Annotated in this window: 19 protein-coding genes; 5 read left to right on the top strand and 14 right to left on the bottom strand. The window is 72.5% G+C overall.

Annotated features, from left to right (window positions below; translation table 11 throughout):
• Positions 1–28 precede the first annotated feature (28 nt).
• From ACFYU0_RS30415 to ACFYU0_RS30405, 3 genes are read right to left on the bottom strand one after another with little or no spacing between them, the layout of a single operon-like run.
• Positions 29–793: an NADH-quinone oxidoreductase subunit C gene (locus tag ACFYU0_RS30415; protein ID WP_389305307.1), complete on the bottom strand. Its 765-nt coding sequence runs from the start codon at positions 791–793 to the stop codon at positions 29–31.
• Positions 790–1,344 carry an NADH-quinone oxidoreductase subunit B family protein gene (locus ACFYU0_RS30410; protein ID WP_365665674.1) on the bottom strand — a complete coding sequence of 185 codons (555 nt, stop codon included), beginning with the start codon at positions 1,342–1,344 and terminating at the stop codon, positions 790–792. Before ACFYU0_RS30410 ends, ACFYU0_RS30415 begins: the two co-directional genes overlap by 4 nt.
• A 15-nt stretch (positions 1,345–1,359) precedes the next feature.
• Positions 1,360–1,719, bottom strand: a complete 360-nt coding sequence (locus tag ACFYU0_RS30405) for an NADH-quinone oxidoreductase subunit A (protein ID WP_003992243.1) — start codon at positions 1,717–1,719, stop codon at positions 1,360–1,362.
• A 777-nt stretch (positions 1,720–2,496) separates the two neighbouring features.
• On the opposite strand from ACFYU0_RS30405, the gene ACFYU0_RS30400 reads away from it, so the two are divergent.
• A complete protein-coding gene (locus tag ACFYU0_RS30400; RefSeq protein ID WP_389305305.1) occupies positions 2,497–3,318 on the top strand; it encodes a C40 family peptidase in 822 nt (273 codons plus the stop codon).
• Positions 3,319–3,500: 182 nt separating this feature from the next.
• Here the strand turns inward: ACFYU0_RS30400 and ACFYU0_RS30395 are convergent, their stop codons facing one another.
• The gene (locus tag ACFYU0_RS30395; protein WP_351667691.1) at positions 3,501–4,793 is read right to left on the bottom strand and encodes a geranylgeranyl reductase family protein; all 1,293 of its coding nucleotides are present in this window, start codon (positions 4,791–4,793) and stop codon (positions 3,501–3,503) included.
• Positions 4,794–4,890: 97 nt separating this feature from the next.
• On the opposite strand from ACFYU0_RS30395, the gene ACFYU0_RS30390 reads away from it, so the two are divergent.
• Both ACFYU0_RS30390 and ACFYU0_RS30385 read left to right on the top strand, forming a co-directional pair.
• On the top strand, positions 4,891–5,397 hold the full coding sequence (locus tag ACFYU0_RS30390) for a GNAT family N-acetyltransferase (protein ID WP_351667689.1): 507 nt from the start codon (positions 4,891–4,893) through the stop codon (positions 5,395–5,397).
• Between the two features lie 92 nt (positions 5,398–5,489).
• Entirely contained in the window at positions 5,490–5,825 is a 336-nt protein-coding gene (locus ACFYU0_RS30385; RefSeq protein ID WP_351667687.1) for a PASTA domain-containing protein, read from the top strand.
• A gap of 27 nt (positions 5,826–5,852) precedes the next feature.
• Here ACFYU0_RS30385 and ACFYU0_RS30380 read toward each other — a convergent pair whose 3' ends face one another.
• The 7 genes from ACFYU0_RS30380 to ACFYU0_RS30350 form a co-directional block, all read right to left on the bottom strand.
• Positions 5,853–6,548, bottom strand: a complete 696-nt coding sequence (locus ACFYU0_RS30380; protein WP_389305302.1) for a demethylmenaquinone methyltransferase — start codon at positions 6,546–6,548, stop codon at positions 5,853–5,855.
• Complete coding sequence (locus tag ACFYU0_RS30375) at positions 6,545–6,736, bottom strand: hypothetical protein (protein WP_389305300.1); 192 nt, start codon at positions 6,734–6,736, stop codon at positions 6,545–6,547. Before ACFYU0_RS30375 ends, ACFYU0_RS30380 begins: the two co-directional genes overlap by 4 nt.
• A 55-nt stretch (positions 6,737–6,791) precedes the next feature.
• Positions 6,792–7,391 carry a hypothetical protein gene (locus ACFYU0_RS30370; RefSeq protein ID WP_389305298.1) on the bottom strand — a complete coding sequence of 200 codons (600 nt, stop codon included), beginning with the start codon at positions 7,389–7,391 and terminating at the stop codon, positions 6,792–6,794.
• Positions 7,392–7,398: 7 nt separating this feature from the next.
• Positions 7,399–8,598, bottom strand: a complete 1,200-nt coding sequence (gene mqnC, locus ACFYU0_RS30365) for a cyclic dehypoxanthinyl futalosine synthase (protein WP_389305296.1) — start codon at positions 8,596–8,598, stop codon at positions 7,399–7,401.
• Between the two features lie 71 nt (positions 8,599–8,669).
• A complete protein-coding gene (locus ACFYU0_RS30360) occupies positions 8,670–9,521 on the bottom strand; it encodes a prepilin peptidase (protein ID WP_389305294.1) in 852 nt (283 codons plus the stop codon).
• A gap of 33 nt (positions 9,522–9,554) precedes the next feature.
• Positions 9,555–11,306 (bottom strand): serine/threonine-protein kinase, encoded by a 1,752-nt coding sequence (locus tag ACFYU0_RS30355; protein WP_389305292.1) that lies wholly within the window; start codon positions 11,304–11,306, stop codon positions 9,555–9,557.
• Between the two features lie 55 nt (positions 11,307–11,361).
• Positions 11,362–12,210, bottom strand: coding sequence for a menaquinone biosynthesis protein (locus tag ACFYU0_RS30350; protein WP_351667675.1), 849 nt, complete (start codon positions 12,208–12,210; stop codon positions 11,362–11,364).
• A 287-nt stretch (positions 12,211–12,497) separates the two neighbouring features.
• Here ACFYU0_RS30350 and ACFYU0_RS30345 point away from each other — a divergent pair, with 287 nt between their 5' ends.
• Together ACFYU0_RS30345 and ACFYU0_RS30340 are read left to right on the top strand one after the other, a co-directional pair.
• Positions 12,498–12,701 carry a cold-shock protein gene (locus tag ACFYU0_RS30345; RefSeq protein WP_003974443.1) on the top strand — a complete coding sequence of 68 codons (204 nt, stop codon included), beginning with the start codon at positions 12,498–12,500 and terminating at the stop codon, positions 12,699–12,701.
• Positions 12,702–13,255: 554 nt separating this feature from the next.
• Entirely contained in the window at positions 13,256–13,456 is a 201-nt protein-coding gene (locus ACFYU0_RS30340) for a hypothetical protein (RefSeq protein ID WP_351667673.1), read from the top strand.
• 300 nt (positions 13,457–13,756) lie between these two features.
• Here the strand turns inward: ACFYU0_RS30340 and ACFYU0_RS30335 are convergent, their stop codons facing one another.
• The 3 genes from ACFYU0_RS30335 to ACFYU0_RS30325 form a co-directional block, all read right to left on the bottom strand.
• Positions 13,757–16,804 (bottom strand): BTAD domain-containing putative transcriptional regulator, encoded by a 3,048-nt coding sequence (locus tag ACFYU0_RS30335; protein ID WP_389305289.1) that lies wholly within the window; start codon positions 16,802–16,804, stop codon positions 13,757–13,759.
• A gap of 143 nt (positions 16,805–16,947) precedes the next feature.
• Complete coding sequence (locus tag ACFYU0_RS30330; protein ID WP_351667669.1) at positions 16,948–17,742, bottom strand: AfsR/SARP family transcriptional regulator; 795 nt, start codon at positions 17,740–17,742, stop codon at positions 16,948–16,950.
• A gap of 87 nt (positions 17,743–17,829) precedes the next feature.
• The gene (locus ACFYU0_RS30325) at positions 17,830–18,666 is read right to left on the bottom strand and encodes a hypothetical protein (protein WP_389305287.1); all 837 of its coding nucleotides are present in this window, start codon (positions 18,664–18,666) and stop codon (positions 17,830–17,832) included.
• Positions 18,667–18,869: the final 203 nt, after the last annotated feature.

Below are 18,869 nucleotides of genomic sequence, written 5' to 3'. Positions count from 1 at the left end.
GTGGTCCCGGGCGACGGGTTGGGAGTGCTCACGAGTACGACCTCCGCTGGTCCGGAGCCGGGATCTGGGCGCCCTTGTACTCGACGGCGATGCCGCCGAGGGGGTAGTCCTTGCGCTGCGGGTGGCCCTGCCAGTCGTCCGGCATCATGATCCGGGTCAGGGCCGGGTGACCGTCGAAGACGATCCCGAAGAAGTCCCAGGTCTCGCGCTCGTGCCAGTCGTTGGTCGGGTACACGGAGACCAGGGACGGGATGCGCGGCTCGCTGTCCGGGGCGCTCACCTCGAGGCGGATCAGCCGGTTGTGGGTGATCGAGCGCAGGTGGTAGACGGCGTGCAGCTCGCGGCCCTTGTCGTGCGGGTAGTGGACGCCGCTGACGCCGGTGCACAGCTCGAACCGCAGGGCGGGGTCGTCGCGCAGGGTGCGGGCGACGCGGACCAGGTGCTCGCGTTCGATGTGGAAGGTCAGTTCGCCGCGGTCCACGACCGTCTTCTCGATGGCGTTCTCCGGGAGGAGCCCCTGCTCCTCGAGGGCGCCCTCGAGCTCGTCGGCCACCTCGTCGAACCAGCCGCCGTAGGGCCGGTTCGCCGGCCCCGGGAGCCGGACCGAGCGGACCAGGCCGCCGTAGCCGGAGGTGTCGCCGCCGTTGTCGGCGCCGAACATGCCGCGCTGGACGCGGATCTCCTCGCCGCCCTGGCCGCGCTGGCCGGGGAGGTTGGAGGCGGCGAGGTCCTTCTCGGGGTTCACCCCGTCCGCGGACCCGCCCGCGCCGTTGGTGCCGTTCGCGTCGCTCACCGCAGCAGCCCCTTCATCTCGATCGTGGGCAGGGCCTTGAGCGCCGCCTCCTCCGCCTCGCGGGCCGCTTCCTCGGCGTTCACGCCGAGCTTGGAGGACCGGATCTTCTGATGCAGCTTGAGGATCGCGTCCATCAGCATCTCGGGCCGCGGCGGGCAGCCGGGGAGGTAGATGTCGACCGGGACGATGTGGTCGACGCCCTGGACGATCGCGTAGTTGTTGAACATGCCGCCCGAGGAGGCGCAGACGCCCATGGAGATCACCCACTTGGGATTGGGCATCTGGTCGTAGACCTGCCTCAGGACCGGCGCCATCTTCTGGCTGACCCGGCCGGCGACGATCATCAGGTCCGCCTGGCGCGGCGAGCCGCGGAAGACCTCCATGCCGAAGCGCGCGAGGTCGTAGCGTCCCGCGCCGGTGGTCATCATCTCGATGGCGCAGCAGGCGAGGCCGAAGGTGGCCGGGAAGACGGACGCCTTGCGCACCCAGCCCGCGGCCTGCTCCACGGTGGTCAGCAGGAAGCCGCTCGGCAGTTTTTCTTCGAGTCCCATGTCGTTAAAGGCCCCTCAGTCCCATTCCAGGCCGCCGCGCCGCCATACGTACGCGTACGCGACGAAGACGGTGAGCACGAAGAGCAGCATCTCCACGAGCCCGAAGATCCCCAGGGCGTCGAAGGTGACGGCCCAGGGGTAGAGGAAGACGATCTCGATGTCGAAGACGATGAAGAGCATCGCCGTCAGGTAGTACTTGATGGGGAAGCGCCCGCCGCCGGCCGGCGTGGGGGTCGGCTCGATGCCGCACTCGTAGGCCTCGAGCTTGGCGCGGTTGTACCGCTTCGGACCGATCAGCGTGGCCATGACCACGGAGAAGATCGCAAAGCCTGCCCCGAGGGCTCCCAGTACGAGGATGGGCGCATACGCGTTCACCGCTCCTCGCTCCTCTCAGTCGGCACTGACTGCTGGCGGTTGCACCGGACTCACGTCCGCCCCACCGGTCCCACGAACCCCGCTCGTCCCGGCGAAGATCGAGAACATGTGAAGCAGGTCACAAGCCCAACTGCCTCGCATCTTATGCCTGCCGCTCTGTGATCTGCGACACGGGGTATTCCACAACCTTTGTGATCTCCACCACCTGACGAAGGATCATGAAGCCGGATGATGAGTGATCTTCGTACGCGAAGCGTCCAGCTGATCACCAGAAGTGACATTTTCGCTCGTCACCGCAGGTGGGAGGGGTCGTCTCAATATCAAGAGAGTTCCGTTGCATGCAAATTGGCTCTGGACGCGGCCCCCTGATAGAGGAACGCGTTCACACGTCGGAGGGAGGTCCGGGGCGAGGTGTGGACGCGGGCCGGGCACGTGCACGCGTTCACGAACGGCCGTCCGCCTCTCCCTCACCCCGGCATCACCTCCCGCACGCGCGGGACGTCGCCCTCCGGTTAACCGTTCCGTGACCTCCGCCACATTGATGAGAGGTGTCTGAGAACGGGGCTTGGCCAACGACCCGAACGAGTGGTAGGCGCGGGGCAATTCGGACGTAATGATCAAAGACCGTGATCAAGGGCTTGATCACGGGCGTCCGCAATGTCCGTTACGGCGTCAATAAAGAGTGACGCGACGGGCTTTTGAGGCCGCCATTGAGCAACTGTGGCGCACCACACGTTTCTTGTAGATATGAAGGAGCCCCTGGTACCGGTTGTTCCCATGTCCCACACCGCTCACATACGCAGCCACCGGAAGCCCCGCCGCAGCGCGTCGACCCTCGCGATGCGGGCCGGAGTTGCCGGTGGCGTCCTCAGCACCCTGGCAGTAGCCGGGGCGTCCGGATCGGCGAACGCTGCCGAGCCGGTGACGCAGACCCTCGAACTGCCCACGCTGACGGCCGACCTGGCCGCTCAGGTCGCCCAGTCCGCGGACGCCACCCAGCAGGCCGCGGCCAACTACGAACTGCAGGCCGAGCGCGACGCGGCCGCCGCGAACGCCGCGAAGCAGGCCAAGTCGGACCTCGCGGAGGCCAAGCAGAAGGCCGCGGAGGCCAAGAAGAAGGCTCAGGAGGCCGCCCGCAAGGCCGCCGCCGCGCGTGCCGCGCGCAGCGCCGAGCGCACGACGCTGTCCACCACGGCGAGCACCGGCGTCTCCGCCGGCACGAGCACGAGCACGTCCACCGCCACCGGTTCGGCGGCGGCGATCGTCTCCTTCGTGAAGGCCCAGGTCGGCAAGGCCTACGTCTCCGGCGCCACCGGCCCGTCCGCGTACGACTGCTCCGGCCTGGTGCAGACGGCCTTCAAGCAGGTCGGCATCAGCCTGCCGCGCGTCTCCCAGGACCAGTCGACGGCCGGCACCCAGGTGTCGCTGAGCAACCTCCAGCCCGGCGACATCCTCTACTGGGGCAGCGCGGGCAGCGCGTACCACGTGGCGGTGTACGTCGGCGACGGTATGTTCGTCGGTGCCCAGAACCCCTCCAGCGGCGTCCAGGAGAAGCCGCTGTCGTACGACCCGCCCACCGGCGCGGTCCGGGTGCTCTGAGCGCCTCACACGCCTTCAGGGACGCGAGGGCCGCAGCCGCTCGGGGGCAGCGGCCCTCGCGTCCGTCCTGAGGAAGGCCCACCACGACGGACGGCGGCCCGGCGGACGATGACCATGTCCGCCGGGCCGCCGCTGTCTGCGCGCCCGCGCACGCGCCCCGGTCGCGGCCGGGGCGCGGTCCCTCACGCCTTCGGCGCGACCCTGCTCAGGCCGTTGATGATGCGGTCCATCGCGTCGCCGCCCGTCGGGTCGGTGAGGTTCGCCAGCAGCTTCAGGGTGAACTTCATCAGGACGGGATGGGTCAGACCGCGCTGGGCGGCGATCTGCATGACCTTCGGATTGCCGATCAGCTTCACGAAGGCGCGGCCCAGGCTGTAGTAGCCGCCGTAGGTGTCCTTGAGGACGCGCGGGTAGCGCTGCAGGGCGATCTCGCGCTGGGCGGGCGTCGCGCGCGCGTGGGCCTGGACGACGACGTCGGCGGCGATCTGGCCGGACTCCATGGCGTAGGCGATGCCCTCGCCGTTGAAGGGGTTCACCAGGCCGCCCGCGTCGCCGACGAGCAGCAGGCCCTTCGTGTAGTGCGGCTGGCGGTTGAAGGCCATGGGCAGCGCGGCGCCGCGGATCGGGCCGGTCATGTTCTCGGGGGTGTAGCCCCAGTCCTCGGGCATGGACGCGCACCAGGCCTTGAGGACCTCGCGCCAGTCCAGCTCCTTGAAGGAGGCGGAGGTGTTCAGCACGCCGAGGCCGACGTTGGAGGTGCCGTCGCCCATGCCGAAGACCCAGCCGTAGCCGGGCAGCAGGCGCTCCTGGGCGCCGCGCCGGTCCCACAGCTCCAGCCAGGACTCCAGGTAGTCGTCGTCGTGGCGGGGGGAGGTGAAGTAGGTGCGCACCGCGACGCCCATCGGGCGGTCCTCGCGGCGGTGCAGGCCCATCGCGAGGGACAGGCGGGTGGAGTTGCCGTCGGCGGCGACGACGAGCGGCGCGCGGAAGGTGACCTCGCGCTTCTCCTCGCCGAGCTTGGCGGTCACGCCGGTGATGCGGCCGGTGCGGTCGTCGACGACCGGCCCGGAGACGTTGCAGCGCTCGAAGAGGCGGGCGCCGGCCTTCTGGGCGTTGCGGGCGAGCTGCTCGTCGAAGTCGTCGCGCTTGCGGACGAGGCCGTAGTCCGGGAACGAGGCGAGGTCGGGCCAGTCGAGCTGGAGACGGCTGCCGCCGCCGATGATGCGCAGGCCCTTGTTGCGCAGCCAGCCGGCCTCCTCGGAGACGTCGATGCCCATCGCCACGAGCTGCTTGACCGCGCGCGGGGTGAGGCCGTCGCCGCAGACCTTCTCGCGCGGGAACTCGGTCTTCTCCAGCAGGAGGACGTCGAGCCCGGCCTTGGCGAGGTGGTACGCGGTGGTGGAGCCGGCCGGCCCCGCGCCGACGACGATCACATCGGCGGTGTTCTCGGAGAGGGGCTCAGTCACGACTGTCACGGCGGGATCTCCCCAAGTTCGAAATCTGCGTGCCGACCGGCACTGGACATGGGCAGTCTATTCAGCAGTACTGATCACCCGGCTGAAGGGCTGCCCCGTGAACCGAGCTCTCCCCGCTGTACGGCTGCGTGTGCCCACCGACGAGGACGCGTTCTCCTGGCACCGGGTCTTCGACGACCCGGAGGTCATGGAGTTCCACGGCGGCCGGGCGGCCGAGGTGTCGGTGTACGAGGAGCTGACCGCGCGCCAGCGCCGGCACGACGCGGAGCGGGGGTTCTGCCTGTGGTCGGTGCTGGACGACGAGGGCGGCGTCGTGGGCTTCACCGGTGCCCAGCCGTGGCCGCACGCGTGGGGGCCGGCGGGCGAGATCGAGATCGGCTGGCGGCTGGGCCGGGCGCACTGGGGGCGCGGGTACGCCACGGCCGCCGCCGAGGAGACGCTGGACCGGCTGCGGGCGGCCGGGGTGGGCGGGGTGGTGGCGATGGTCGACGCGCGCAACGAACGGTCCATCGCGGTCACCCGGCGCCTGGGCATGCGGCTCGCGGAGACGTTCACGACGCCGGCCTCGGCCCGTCAGGGGCACTGCTACCGACTGGATCTGTGACTGAGAGTCACCAACTGTCACAGAAAGACACATGTCGCTTCCGGGCGGCCCGAGCCCGCGTTACCCTTCCAGTACCGCTGGGGGTGACATCTGTGCTCATAACACCCAAAACACCCGAAGCGCGCGTTCCCCGTCTGGTCGGCCTGATGGCCATGGACGCGCGCGAGACGGCCCGGGCCCGAGGGCTGTTCCTCAACGCGCCGGACCGCCCGGACTTCGCGCACACGGTGGTCGACTACGTCGTACGCCAGTATCCGCAGCCCGGCGCCGAGGTGCCGCCGGACTCCGTGGTGTACGTGTGGTTCGACTTCGGTGACGGCGAGGGCGGCGGAGGCGTGCGCGAGCCACGCATCCCGCGGCCGCCCACGGGCGGGATGCGGCGCGAACTGGGCGAGGCCGGCGACCCCTTCGCGATGATCGACCGGTGAGCGGCGGCCGCCGCCCGCCGGCCGGGCTCAGCCCTCCTTGAAGCCCCGGTGCAGCGCGACCACACCGCCGGTGAGGTTGCGCCACGCCACCCTCGACCAGCCCGCCTTGCCCAGCCGCTCGGCGAGGCCGCGCTGGTCGGGCCAGGCGCGGATGGACTCGGCGAGGTAGACGTAGGCGTCCGGGTTGGAGGAGACCGACCGGGCGACCGGCGGCAGCGCGCGCATCAGGTACTCGGTGTAGACGGTCCGGAAGGGCGCCCAGGTGGGGTGCGAGAACTCGCAGATCACCACGCGTCCGCCGGGCCGGGTCACCCGGTGCATCTCCCGCAGCGCCGCGTCCGTGTCCTGCACGTTGCGCAGGCCGAAGGAGATCGTCACGGCGTCGAAGGTGTCGTCCTTGAACGGCAGCCTGGTCGCGTCGCCCGCCGTGAACGGCAGCCAGGTGTGCTTCTTCTTGCCGACCTGGAGCATCCCGAGGGAGAAGTCGCACGGGACGACGTAGGCGCCGGTGCGCGCGAAGGGCAGCGAGGACGTCGCCGTGCCGGCCGCGAGGTCGAGGACCTTCTGCGCCGGGCGCGCGTCGACCGCCTTCGCCACCTCCTTGCGCCAGCGCCGGTCCTGGCCGAGCGACAGTACGTCGTTCGTCAGGTCGTACCGTTCCGCCACGTCGTCGAACATCGAGGCGACTTCGTGCGGCTGCTTGTTCAGAGAGGCGCGGGTCACCCGCCCATTGTTGCAGCACGCCCTCCCGGGACCGGTCGCGGCTTCTTCTTCGAGGCCACGTCCTCCAGCCGGCCGCACGAGAGCACGAACACTGCGATGAGGACCCAGCCGACGCCGGACACGAACCACTGGCCGTCGAGCGGCAGGTACCGCTCGACGGCGGGCACCTCCCAGAGCCGGTCGAGCACCGGGGTGGACCGGAGTCCGGGGGCGTTCGGGAAGCGGTTCTCCGGCTGAGGCCGGTCAGCGGCCGCGGTACACCAGCCGGCCGCCGATCACGGTCGCCACGCAGGTCCCGGCGCCGCGCCGGACCAGTTCGGCGCGGTCCGCGACGTCGAACACGGCGAACCGGGCGGGTCCGCCCGGGGCCAGCGCCGGCAGCAGGATCAGCGGGACCGGGGACAGCGCCGCCGGGCCCGGGAGGCGGTCCGGCCGCCGGCCCACCGCGAGTCCGGCCCGGCGCACCGCGTCGGCCGCGGCCCTCGACCGCAGCTCCCCGGCCACCGCGACGGTGCCGTGCGCCAGCATCCGCTGCACCCCGCGCCGCGCGCTCGCGCCCAGGCGCGCGGGGTCGGCGCGCAGGATCTCCCGCGCCCGCGCTCCGGCGATGGGCTCGGTGCCGAACTCGTCCGCCTCGCGCGGGTCGGGGTGGTAGGTCGCCTCCAGCAGCTCCGGGCCGTACGGGTTCAGCAGCCCCGGGGTGAGGATGCCGGGCCAGCGCCGGACCCTCGCCCGGGGCTCGGCGGCGGCCAGCTCCTCGTAGGGGCCGACGGCGGCGACGGACGCCCCGTCGACCAGGACCGCGGCCTGCGGGGACCGCTCGGCGAGGTGAAGGGTCAGCACGGCGGCGTCAGTTGGACGCCAGCAGCTTCAGTTCCGGGTGGGCCGTGCCGCCGTCGATCGCCGTGGAGGAGATGTGGGAGACCACGCGGTCGTCGACCGGGTCGTTCGCCGGGTCGTCGTGCACCACGAGGTGCTCGTACGTCGTGGCGCGCTGGGCCGGGACGCGGCCCGCCTTGCGGATGAGGTCGATGATCTCGAGCCGGTTCGAGCGGTGCTTGGCGCCGGCGGAGGAGACCACGTTCTCCTCCAGCATGATCGAGCCGAGGTCGTCCGCGCCGTAGTGCAGGGAGAGCTGGCCGACCTCCTTGCCGGTGGTCAGCCAAGAGCCCTGGATGTGCTGGACGTTGTCCAGGAAGAGGCGGGCGATGGCGATCATCCGCAGGTACTCGAAGAGGGTGGCCTGGGTGCGGCCCTTCAGGTGGTTGTTCTCGGGCTGGTAGGTGTACGGGATGAAGGCCCGGAAGCCGCCCGTGCGGTCCTGCACGTCACGGATCATGCGCAGGTGCTCGATGCGCTCGGCGTTGGTCTCGCCGGTGCCCATGAGCATGGTGGACGTCGACTCCACGCCCAGCCCGTGCGCGATCTCCATGATCTCCAGCCAGCGCTCGCCGCTCTCCTTCAGCGGGGCGATCGCCTTGCGCGGCCGCTCGGGCAGGAGTTCGGCGCCGGCGCCGGCGAAGGAGTCCAGGCCCGCCGCGTGGATCCGGGTGATGGCCTCTTCCACCGGGACACCGCTGATCCGGGCCATGTGCTCGACCTCGGAGGCGCCCAGCGAGTGGATCACGAGCTGGGGAAAGGCGTCCTTGATGGCCTTGAAGTGCTTCTCGTAGTACTCGACGCCGTAGTCCGGGTGATGGCCGCCCTGGAACATGATCTGGGTGCCGCCCAGCTCCACGGTCTCCGCGCAGCGGCGCAGGATGTCGTCGAGGTCGCGGGTCCAGCCCTTGTCGGCGTCCTTGGGGGCCGCGTAGAAGGCGCAGAACCGGCACGCCGTGACGCACACGTTCGTGTAGTTGATGTTGCGCTCGATGATGTACGTGGCGATGTGCTCGATGCCCGCGTACTTGCGGCGGCGCACGGCGTCGGCGGCGGCGCCCAGTGCGTGCAGCGGAGCGTCGCGGTAGAGGACCAGCGCCTCTTCGGGGGTGATCCGCCCACCGGCGGCGGCACGGTCGAGGACGGGCTGGAGGTCGGCCTTCTCGGACACCGGGCGTCCCTTTCGTCAAGGGTTGTGGACAGACCGGACCAGCCTACGCCAGGCACTTCGGCCGTCCGCTGTCAGGCCGCGTAGGCGCCGATCAGCAGCCCGGCGAAGGCGCCGGCGATGAGGAACGGCCCGAAGGGGATGGCCGTCCCGCGGCCCGCCCGCCGGGCGAGGACGAGCGCGCCGCCGTAGAGCGCGCCGAGCAGGAACCCGGCGAAGGCGCCGAGCAGCAGGGCCGGCCAGCCGTACCAACCGAGCACCGCGCCCATGCCGAGCGCGAGCTTCACGTCGCCGAAGCCCATGCCGGACGGGTTGACCAGGAACAGCACGAGGTAGCCGCCGCCGAGCGCGAGCGCGCCGTACAGCGCCGTGGACCAGTCGCCGGCGTGCTCCGGCAGCAGGGCCGCGAGGGCGAGCAGGCCGAGCCCGGCGGCCGCGAGCGGCAGGGTCAGCGGGTCGGGCAGCCGCCGCACCCGTACGTCCACGGCGGCCAGCAGCACCCACACCGGCGCGAGCAGCAGCCAGACGCCCAGCTCGGGCCGGGTACCGGTGGCGGCGGCGAGGGCGGCGCAGGCGAGGGCGGTGGTGACGGCGAGGAGCGCGGCGGACGGCGAGTACGGTGCCCGCGCCGTCTCCTGAGCCTCCGTCGGCTCCCCGGCGCCCGGCGCCGCCGCCGTCGGTGCGGGCACCTCCACCGGCGGCCGCGTCGCCCCCGGTCCCGGCACCGCTCCGGCCGCGCACCGCCCGCACCGCGCCGGCCCGAGCCAGCCGCGGACCGGGTGCCCCCGCCCGCACCGCTCCCGCCACGGCTCTCCGGCCGGGACCGCGAAGCGGTAGGCGGCTCTGGGCAGCAGCGATCCGGCCGCCGCGCCCCACAGCCCGGCGGCGAGGACCAGCGCCTGCGTGCTCACCCCTGCGGCGTCCATCCGCTCTCCCCTTTCCGCGCGGTCCCGTTCGCCTCAGCCGGCCTTCGACAACCGGGCCACCGGATCGCCCTCGGCCGCGCTCTGCCCGGAGTAACGAAGGTCGTCGCCGACCGGCGTCAGCTCCACCGGGTGCGGCGCCGGGTCGCAGCCGGCGTGGTTGGACTTCGCCCCGGTCGAGGTCGCCACGATCCGCGACGGCGTCACCTGCTTCAGGGTGAGGATGTCGACGCAGACTCCGCCGAGCTGGTCGGTCTGCCGCAGCCGGCCCAGCTCCTCCCCCAACGCCGCCTTGTGCACGGTGAGCCGGAAGGTGCCCATGGGCAGGCTGCCGCCGAGTCCGCTGGCCTGGCCTTCCCAGGTGCCGAGGTAGCGGGCCGGGATCGCGCCCGGCGTGCCGCCGCTCGCGTCGGGCGCCCCGGTGGCCGAGGCGCCGGCCGAGCGGGACGGCCGCGGTGCGCTGCCCGCCGTGTCTTCGCCGCCGCCGGCCCACGGCTTGAGCAGCGCCCCGAGTCCCACCGCCGCCGCGGCCGCGACGCCCGCCACGGCCAGCGCGACGGTGCAGGTCACCCGGCGTCCGCGCCCCTTGTCGCCCGGCGTGGACGTCGCCGCCACGCTCACGGTGACCCTGCCGGGCGCCGGCCGCCCGTCCTGCGGCCCGGCCCCGGCGGACGACGGTTCCCCGTCCCCGCCGCCCGGCCGCGCGGCGGAGCCGTCCGGGGCGCCGGTCGGCGGAGGCGGGGTCATCGGCGGAGCCGGCCCGAACACCCCCGCGGGCGGCGCCTCTTCGGGCCGCCCGGTCCGGCCCGGCTCGTCGGTGCGGGGCACGGCGTCCGAAGTGCCGCCCACCGAGGGGCTGCTGAAGTTCACCGGGCCGGACGGCGCGGTCTCGGCCGTCTCCAGGTTGAGCAGGCTCACGGCGCTCCGGCTGACCTGCTCCACCAGCGTGCCCGGCAGCCAGCCGCCGGCGACCAGGCGGGCGGTGCCCTCGGGGGCGAGCCGGCGGGCCAGCTCCGCCGGGGCCGGGCGGGCCGCCGGGTCCTTGGCCAGGCAGGCGGCCGCCGCGTCGCGCAACTCGCCGGTGAGACCGCCGAGTTCCGGTTCCTCGTGGACGACCCTGTAGAGCAGCGCGGCCGAGGAGTCACCCGGGAACGGGGGCTCACCGGTCGCCGCGTAGGCCAGCACCGCGCCCAGGGAGAAGACGTCGGCCGCTCCGGTGACGCCCTTGCCGAGGATCTGCTCGGGGGACATGTAGCCGGGCGAGCCGACGGAGACTCCGGTCGAGGTGAGGGACGCGGTGCCGTCCGTGGCGCGGGCGATGCCGAAGTCGATGAGCAGCGGGCCGTCCAGGGTGAGCAGCACGTTGGAGGGCTTCACGTCCCGGTGCACCAGGCCCAGTTCGTGCACGGCGGTGAGCGCCTCGGCCAGGCCCGCACCCAGGGCCCGCACGGTCCGCGCGGGCAGCGGGCCGCCGTCCGTGACGGCCGCGGCGAGGGACGGGCCCGCCGCGTAGGCGGTGGCGACCCAGGGCACGGCTGCCTCCGGGTCCGCGTCCAGGACGGGCGCGGTCCAGGCGCCGCCGACCCGGCGGGCGGCCTCGACCTCCCGCCGGAAGCGGGCGCGGAACTGCTCGTCCAGCGCGTAGTGCGGATGCACGATCTTCACGGCGACCGTGCGGCCGCCCGCGCTGCGGCCCAGGTAGACCCGGCCCATGCCGCCGGAGCCCAGCCGGCCGAGCAGCCGGTAGGGCCCGACGGCGGCCGGTTCGTCGGCTCCGAGCGGCTGCATGGCGCGCACCTCTCCCCCGTAACGCCTCTACTGCGGCAGCGTAGTGCCGCGGCGATCACGGCTGAAGCAGATCCACCTTCACGTCCGCCGGGAAGCCGGTCGTCGGGCCGACCCGGCCGGCGAACTCGGCGACGGCCTTCAGCTGCGGTGCGCCGAAGCTGAAGTCGAGGGTGGTGAAGTACTGCTCGAGGGTGGCCTCGTCGAAGGACTCCCAGCGGGCGGCCTGCTCGGCGACCTTGCCGACCTCCTCCAGCGAGAGGTTGCGGGAGGCGAGGAAGGCCTCGTGGACCTTGCGGGTGATGAACGGCTCGCGCTCGGCGTAGTCGCGGCGGGCCGCCCAGACCGCGAAGACGAACGGCAGCCCGGTCCACTCCTTCCACAGCGCGCCCAGGTCGTGCACCTCCAGGCCGAAGCGGGGGCCGTCGATGAGGTTGGCGCGCAGGGCGGCGTCGCCGATCAGGACGGCGGCGTCCGCCTCCTGCATCATCAGGCTGAGGTCGGGCGGACAGGTGTAGTAGTCCGGCTGGACGCCGAAGCGTTCCGCCAGCAGGAGCTGGGCCAGCCTGACCGACGTGCGCGAGGTCGAACCGAGGGCGACCCGGGCGCCGTCCAGCCGGTCGAGCGGGACCTGCGAGACGATCACGCAGGACATCACCGGGCCGTCGCAGCCGACGGCGATGTCCGGGAAGGCCACGAGATCGTCGGCGTTGCGCAGGAACTCCACGAGGGTGACCGGACCGATGTCGAGGTCGCCGCGCACGAGCTGCTCGCTGAGCTTTTCCGGCGTGTCCTTCGTCAGCTGGAAATCGAGGAGCGTGCCGGTTCTCGCGAGCCCCCAGTACAGGGGCAGGCAGTTCAGGAACTGGATGTGGCCGACGCGCGGCCGGGTGCGAGAATTGTCCACATCGCGAGACTAGACCCCTTGCGGTACGGTGCCGAGACCGGCCCCACCGTCAACCCACCCGAGTGGCCGTTCAAACATTCGGGTGAAGTGATCTTGGCCTCTATTGCTTCCGGCTGCCCGCGTGCTAGGCTCGCCGCAAGTTGCAGTTTGGTTTCCCTTGCAGTACAGAGCCTGCGGAGCATGTGACCGCGGGCTCTCGTCGTTTTCAGACGAATGCAGTTGTGCAGCACCGTTTCGCACGTGCAGGTTCTGGAGCAGGGCAACCCTTTTGGGCCCAAGGAGGGCTTATGGCTACCGGAACCGTTAAGTGGTTCAACGCCGAAAAGGGCTTTGGCTTCATCGCCCAGGAGGGCGGCGGCCCCGACGTCTTCGTTCACTACTCCGCGATCAACGCCCAGGGCTTCCGTTCGCTCGAGGAGAACCAGCAGGTCTCCTTCGACGTGACGCAGGGCCCGAAGGGTCCGCAGGCGGAGAACGTCACCCCCGTCTGATCACTGCCTGATCGCAGAACCTGAGTGCAGTACCCAAGGAGCCCCACGCCGTATGGCGACGGGGCTCCTGCCTTTTCCTGGCCGGCGCCGCGGTGAATTCCAGGTGAATTCCCGTTGCGCCGGCCTTCGTGTGCGGTGCACGGACGCGTGACACCGAACGGGAAACAGGTCGTGTGACCGGTATCCCCTGGACCGTCGGCGGCACCGGTCACGATTCCGGGCCATGACGACCGACGCCCTCGCCGTCGCCTGTGCCGGCCGCTTCAGGGACTCGCTCGCCGGCCGGCCGCCGGGTCCGGCCCTCCTCGCCACCTGGCCGAGACGATCCCCCCGTCGGGACGCTGAACGGCCTGGAAGTCCGAGCAGGTCACAACGCACGTTCAAGGGTGACTTGGGAGCCCCGTGAGCGGTTGAAACCGGGAGTACCGGGAGCGCGACCTGTGCCGGTAACCGCTGGGGACGGCATGGGGATCGGCTCCCCCCAGCATCGGTTGCGTCGCCAGGGAGAGAACGGCGGCCGCATCCCGATCCGTATACCCAGGGGGAGTCACGACATGCGCACCACCATCGCACTTCGTACGAAGACGGTTCTGGCCGCGCTCACCGGCGCCGGTGTCCTCGCACTCGGTACCGCCGCGGCCGTTCCGGCGACCGGTGTGCAGAACGCCCTGGTGCACGTGGCCGGCTTCGCGGGCCACCAGGCGGACGCCCCGGCCCTGGCCAACGGACACGGCCCCGGCTTCACCCGGGGCTGACCCCACCGCGCCTCCCCGGCGCCCCCACGCCAACGGCATCGGCCGGGCCCCACCCCGCCGGTGCCGTTTCGCATGAACGCCGGGTTCCGACCATCCGGCCAGGCACGGCCCCGGGCACGGCCGTCGGCACTCCGATCCGCTCGCCGGCCGTAGGCCTGATCGGCCGCCGGGCCAGAGGTTCGTCGACCGGGTCGGTCCGGTCCGCCGTGCGGGGGCCGCCGGACACCGCGTCGGCGGTCAGGCGGCGGCCGGGACGCCGGGCGCCGTGTCCGTGGGGCGGCACAGGGCGGTCGGGCCGGGCTAGAGGCGGCGGCCCTCCCGGGTCACGCCCATCGCGTCGAAGAGGGCCTCCGCCGCCTGCCGGTGGGTGTGGGCCGTGGAGTCGTCGCCGAGTTCCCGGGCGGCTTCCGCGAGGCCGAGCAGGGCGCGGGCCATCTCGATGCGGTAGCCGAGGCGGGACGCCAGTTCGTAGGCGTGGCGGTGCAGTTCCATCGCCCGCTCGGGCGCGCCGCGCCGCAGGTGAACGAGTGCGACGACGTTGACCACGGACGCCTGGCGCAGCGCCGTGCCCTCGGCGGAGACCAGTTCCAGGGCTCGCTCGGCGTGTTCGGCGGCCGAGCGCACCTCGCCGAGCCGCTGGCAGACCTGCGCCCAGTGGGCGAGGACCACGGCCACGTTGGCCGGCTTGCGGGACTCGTCGCACAGTTCGAGCGCCTGGGCGAGACAGGCGCGGGCGCGTTCGTCCTCGTCGGTGCCGAGGTGGGCCAGGGCCAGCCAGGTGAGCGAGGCGATCTCGTTGCTGCGGTCGCCGAGGCTGCGGTTCAGCTCGGTGGCCCGGGCCGCGTACCGGGCGCCCTCGGCGTAGTGGCCCGACCAGGTCTCCACCGTGCTGAGGTTGTCCAGGGCCTGCGCCTCCATCCGGGCCGAGCCCAGCTCCTGGTGCAGGGCGATGCCCTGGACGAGCCAGGTGCGGGCCTCGTCGAAGTTGCCGAGCGCCCCGTGCAGCAGGCCGAGGACGTCGATGCACATCGCCTCGCCCCGGCGGTCGTCGGCGGAGGCCAGCTCCAGGGCCTCCTGGGCGGTGGTGATGCCGTCCTGGAAGTCGCCGAGCCACCAGTGGCCCACGGCCAGGTTGCCCAGGCTGATGCTGAGCAGCGCCGGATCGTCGAGCTGCCGGCAGGCGCCGACGCCGATGCGGCCGACCACCCGGAACTCCTCGTAGTCACCGCGCAGATCGAGGTAGAAGAGCAGGTTGCGGGCGAGCAGCGCCGCGTAGCGGTGCAGCCCGCGCGTGCCCGCCTGGGTCGCGACCGCGAGCAGTGCGTCGTACTCGCGGTCGAACCAGCGCAGCGCCCCGTCGTCACCGTCCAGCCGGGGCAGTTCGGGGCCGCCGGAGGCGGGCGGGTCGCCGTAGCGGCTGCGGCCCGGGAAGAGCGTCTCGCAGGCCACGTCGGTGGCGAGCGTGTAGTACGACACCAGCCGCTCGACCGCGGCCTCCTCGTCGTCCTCGGCCTCCCGCACGCTCATCGCGTACGTGCGCACCAGGTCGTGGAAGCCGTAGAGACCCGCCTCGTGCTGCTCCAGCAGGTGCGCGTCGAGGAGCAGTTCGAGGGCGTCCTCGGCGTCGTGGACGCCGGTGCCGAGCAGCGCGGCGGCGGAGTGGACGTCGATGGTGCTGCCCGGATGCAGTCCGAGCAGCCGGAACGCGACGCGCTGGTCCTCCTCCATCGCCTGGTACGACAACCGGAGCGTGGCCTCGACGCTGCGCTCCCCGGCGCTCAGCTCGCGCAGCCGCCGGGTCTCGTCGGCGAGCCGGTCGACCAGGTACCGGACGGTCCAGCGGGGCCGGTTGCGCAGCCGGGCGGTGGTGATGCGCAGGGCGAGGGGCAGGCCGCCGCACAGGTCGGCCAGCAGGGCCACGGCGTCGGGCTCGGCGGCGGTGCGGTCGTCGCCGAGCATCCGGTTGAGCAGGGTGGTGCTGTCGTCGGCGGAGAGCTGCCCGAGGGAGAGCCATTCGGCGGCGTCCAGGTCGAGCATGCGCACCCGGCCGGTGAGGATCGCCAGGGAGTCCTCGGAGGCGGGCAGCAGTGGCCGGATCTGTGCGGCGTCGGCGGCGTTGTCCAGCAGGAGGAGCAGCTTGCGCTGCGCGGAAACGCTTCGCCACAGGGCGGTGCGTCTCTCCAGGTCGTCGGGAATGCGGTCGTCCGCCACACCCAGGTTGCGCAGCAGCGAGTGCAGCACGGCGCCCGGCTCCTGGGCCTTCTCGCCGGGGCTGAATCCGCGCAGGTCGACGAAGAGCTGGCCGTCGGGGTAGTCGGCGGCGAGCTGGTGGGCGGCGTGCACCGCGAGCGCGGTCTTGCCGCTGCCTCCCATGCCGTCCACGCCGACGATCCGGGCGCGCTCGGCGGCCGACGCCCGGCCCACCTTCAGCAGCCGGGCCAGCTCCGCGTCCCGGCCGGTGAAGTCCGGCAGGTCGTAGGGCAGGGTGCAGGGCGCCGGCTCGGACCCGGAGGGCCGGGCGGGCGGGGCCGGCACGAGCAGGGCGGCGCGGTCGGCCACCGACTGGGGCACCCGGGGCGCCACTTCGGGGCTGTCGCGCAGGATCGCCTCGTACAGCCGGGTCAGTTCGGCGCCCGGGTCGATGCCCAGTTCCTCCACGAGCAGTTCGCGCATCCGGCCGAACTCCTCCAGCGCCTCCGCCTGCCGGCCGGCCCGGTACAGGGCGAGCATCAGCCGGCCGCGCAGGGTCTCCCGGAGCGGGTGCGCGGTGACCAGCTCGCGCAGCGGTCCCACCAGGTCGCCGGACTCGCCGAGTTCGAGCTGCAGCTCGAAGTACTGCTCGGCGACCGCCATGTGCCGCTCCTCCAGGGCGGCGGAGGCCGCGGAGATCACCGGGCCGCCCGCGCCCGCCATGACCGGGCCGCGCCACAGGTCCAGGCAGGCCCGCAGATGACCGACCGCCTCGGCGGGCCGCCCGGCGGCCACCGCCTGCCGCGCCTCGCGCGCGCGCCGGCCGAACTCGTGCAGGTCGAGCTGCTCCTCCTCGAGCACGGCCCGGTATCCGGCGCCGTCGGTGACGATCAGGGAGGAGCCGCCGGGGATGCGGGTGCGCAGCGCGGCGACGGCCTTGCGGATCTGGTGACCGGCGGTCTGCGGCGGCTCGTCGTCCCAGGCGGCGGTCACCAGCCGGGGCATCGGCACCATGCGCCCCGGCTCCAGTAACAGCGTGACCAGCACCCGTTCCTGGGTGGGACTGCCGAGTCTCAGCCGCCGGTCCCCGTGCCACCCTTCCAGCGAGCCGAGGATGTTGAAGCGCACGACAGGCAGACCGGAAGCCGCCGACTCCACGTAACCCGTCCCCCCGCCCCGTCGTCCTGCTAGCCCCCGGATGTTCGGGACAATCCTAGGTTGTACCCCGAACCTGTCGCGCCGGAAGACGACTTCACGTTACAAGGGTTAACCCTTGGTCTGCGCCAAAAGAAAGACCATCTTCAGGCAAGCTGTGGGAGAACGGACCGCGTATCGCCGGCCAACGCCGGGTCGTGGCACAGGATGGCGCTCTCGACCTGGCGCAGGGCGGGCGACGGCTGGATGCCGAGTTCGAGGTCGAGGTGGCGGCGCATGCGGCGGAAGACGTCGAGGGCGTCGGCCTGACGGCCCGAGCAGTACAGGGCGATCATGAGCTGCTCGCAGAACCGCTCCCGCAGCGGGTGGTTGGTGTGCGCGTCGGTCAGCTCGGCGAGGACCGCCGCGTGCCGGCCGAGCCGCAGCTCCGCGTCGAAGCGCAGTTCCATGGCGCGCATCCGGTACTCCTCGTACCGGGCGCCCGCGAGCTGGCACAGGGTCCCGCAGGCGAACCCGCCGAACACCGGGCCGCGCCAGAGCGCGAGCGCGTCGCCGAGCAGCCGGGCGATGTACGCCGGGTCGCCCCCGCGGGACGACTCGGCGTGCCGTACTGCGCCGACGAACTCGGCGGCGTCCAGTTCGCCGTCCCCCACGACGAGCCGGTAGCCCGAGGGGTGGATGGTCACCCTGGACCCCGCCCGGCCCGGCTCCAGGCCGCGCAGCTTGCGGCGCAGCCGGCTGATGTGCGCCTGCAGGGCGTTGGCCTGGTTGTCCGGTACGGCGTCCCCCCACATCTCCTCGACCAGGCTCTCCCCGGAAACCGGCTGGCCCTCGCTGATCAGCAGGGCCTGCACCAGGGTGCGCTGCAGGTCGCCGGAGATCTCCGCGGGGCCGGACACGGTACGGATCTGCAGGGCCCCGAGGATCGAGAACTTCAGCATCCTGACTCCGCCTCCCGTTGATGTCGCTGGCGTCGTCGTCCTTCTTCCGGCGACGTATCAACAGTGCGCGGCCCGGCTACCGGATCGTTACCGGTCCGTTCCCGGCCCGGTGTCGTCACCGACGACCAGCGCCCGCAGGGAGGCCACCCTCGCCGCCGCCACCTCGGGTGAGTCGGCGCCGACCACGAGGTGGCCGGGGTGCGGCGCCTCGGGCGGTGAGACGTGGCGGACGTCCGGTAGTACGCCCACCTCCGCCTCCGCCAGCCGCCACGGCGGGCCGATCAGCGCGGCGGCGGCGAAGCAGTTCGGCCGCACCGTGTCGATCAGCCGCCCGGCCAGCACCTCCACCGCGCCGGCGGCCAGGTCCAGCCCGCCGGCCGCCTTGACCAGTTCGGGCACCGGGTCGTCGCCGAGGCCCGCCCGGCAGCCGGTGATCACCGGGCCGCGCGGGGTGAGGGCGACGCTGGAGTGGGCCGGGCCGAACTGGTATCCGGTCAGGTCCAGCAGCGCGGTCACCACCGCGCGCACCTCGGCGGCGGTGTCGGCCGTGAGCGGCGCGGGGTGGAGCAGGCCGTAGGGCGTGCGGGCGACGATCGCGACGGCCTGGTGCATGCCGTGCACGCTCAGCGTCTCCACGGTCAGCCGCAGGTCGCCGGGGGCCACCTCGGTACCGCCGGGCGAGAGCCGGTTGTCGCGGACGAGGCGCTGCACCGCGGCCGGGTCGGACAGCGCCACGAGGGCACGGGCGGGGTTGACGCACAGCCCCGCCTCGGCGGCTTCGGCCAGGGGTGCGCGCAGGGCCGCCTCGTCCGTGGCGTCGGCCCGTATGGAGCGCACTTGGACTCCCGCGCGCGCGGCCTGGCGGACGAGGCGCGGGTCCGGGTTCAGCAGGAAGATCCGGCGGACGTCGTTGTGTTCTTTCATGCCTCTGCTCGGGGGACGGAGTAGGCGGGGGGTGGAAAGGCAGGCTACGAGCGGCCGATACCGATCCGGTCCCGGCTGGTTCCCGGGGTGGTGCGCGTGCCCGGAACGAGTGCTCCTGCGAGGGGGGTGACGGACCGTGGACACCACTGGACCCACTTGTACGCTACCGGTTCCCGGGCATTCGCCGAGGGCGGTTTCACGGC

The sequence above is a fragment of the Streptomyces sp. NPDC003720 genome, assembly GCF_042875075.1.
GTDB lineage: Bacteria > Actinomycetota > Actinomycetes > Streptomycetales > Streptomycetaceae > Streptomyces.
The sequence above is the reverse complement of the archived record's forward strand: the minus strand, read 5'-3'. Positions and strand labels throughout refer to the sequence as shown.